The 1,870-nt window shown below is 69.3% G+C and carries 1 protein-coding gene; it reads right to left on the reverse strand.

The window, feature by feature from the left end; translation table 11 throughout:
- On the reverse strand, positions 1–1,847 hold a 1,847-nt coding region (locus AC31A1_RS50790; RefSeq protein WP_489659814.1), incomplete at its 3' end, for a condensation domain-containing protein.
- Between the last annotated feature and the right edge of the window lie 23 nt (positions 1,848–1,870).

The following is a 1,870-nucleotide window of genomic DNA, read 5'->3' on the forward strand; positions in this document are numbered from 1 at the left end:
CGCCCCGTCGACCCCGACGTATAGATGACGTACGCCAGTTGGCCCGGATCCACGACGCTGTCCGGCCCCTCGCCGAACTCGGTCTCCAGCTCTGCGGGCAGGACGGTCTCCACCTCGGCCGACAACCGGTCTACGGTCTCCTCCGCGACCAGCACCAGCTCCGCGCCGCTGTCAGCCACCATGAACAGCAACCGGTCGGACGGATACTCAGGATCCAACGGGACGTACGCCCCACCGGCCTTCCATACGGCCAGGACCGCGGTAACCATCTCGGTTCCGCGCGGCAGGCACAGCCCCACCCGCGACTCACGCCCCACACCCCGCGCCACCAAACCGCGAGCGACAGCGTCCGAGCGCGCGTCCAACTCGGCGTACGACAGCGACTGGTCGCCTGACCGCACGGCCGTCGCGTGCGGAGTTTCCACGACCCACCGTCGGAACCGGTCCAGGATCATGCCGGGCTCCGTCGGCAGGGCGGTGGCGTTCCACTCCTCCACCACCGCGGCCCACTCGGACTCGTCCAACAGCTCAAGCTCGGCGAGCCGGACCTCCGGGTCCGAGGCGAGCCGCTCCAACGCGCGTACCACGCGATCGATCAGGGTCCGGGCGGCATCGCCGTCGAAGGCGTCCGGGCGATAGTCCAGCCGTAGCGTCAGCCCTTCCTCGGGCCGGACGCCCAGTGCCAGCGCGAAGCTCGTCGACTCGCGCGACGCGACACCTGAAATCGTCAGGCCCGCCACTGACGGCTGTGCCGCCGGATCTCCCGGGTAGTTCTCGAAGGCCAGCAGGGTGTCGAAGGTCGCGCCGGGGCCGGCGGCCCGCTGCACCTCGCTCAGCCCGACATGCTGGTGGTCCAGCAACGCCGACTGCCGCGCCTGAAGCACCTGAAGCGCCTCGCTCACCGAATGAGCAGCGTCCAGATCGACGCGTACCGGCAGCGTGTTGATGAACAGGCCGAGCATCGCCTCCATCCCCGGAAGCTCCGCCGGACGCCCCGCCACCGTCGCCCCGAACACCACCTCACGACGACCCGTCAACTGCCCCAGCACCAGCCCCCAGGCCAGCTGGACCACGGTGTTGAGCGTCACGCCGGCACCACGGGCAACCCGCTCCAGGCCCTCGACCAGCCCCTCCCGCGCCTCGACCGTCAGCGACCGAGCCAACACGGCGTCCGTCCCGGCGACAGTGGGTGCGACGAGCGTCGGCTCCTCGACCGGCGCCAACTCGGCCCGCCACGCCTCCAGCGCCACCGACGCATCCCGACACGCCAACCACGCCCAGTACGGCCGCGACGACACCGGCACACCAAGTCCAACCGCCCGACCGCCGGCCGCATACAACGCCCACAACTCCCGCATCACCAGCGGAAGCGACCAACCATCCAACAGCAGGTGATGCAGCGTCACCACCATCTCGAAACGACGCTCACCGACCCGCACCAGCGCCACCCGCAGCAACGGCGGGGCCGCGAGATCGAACCTTGCCGACCGCTCCTCAACACCCACCCGATCCACGGCACCGTCACCCAGGCCCGTCAAATCGACCTCACGCCACGGCAGTTCGGCCCGCTCGACCACCACCTGCACCGGACCCGCAGCACCACCAACCTGCACGAAACCAGCCCTCAACGCCGCATGACGATCCACCAACGCCTGCCACGACGCCCGCAACCGCCCCCCATCCACCTCACCATCGAGCGCCAGAACCAACTGCTCGACATAAACGTCCACACCGTCCTGGTCAAACAGGGAGTGGAAGAGCAGACCCTCCTGAAGCGGAGCGATCGGCAGCACCTCCACCAGCCCCGAAACCGCCGCCTCGACCTCCTCCACCCCGGCCTGGTCCAACGCCTGTCTCTTATACACATCTG

Source organism: Streptomyces sp. P5F9, assembly GCF_057961495.1.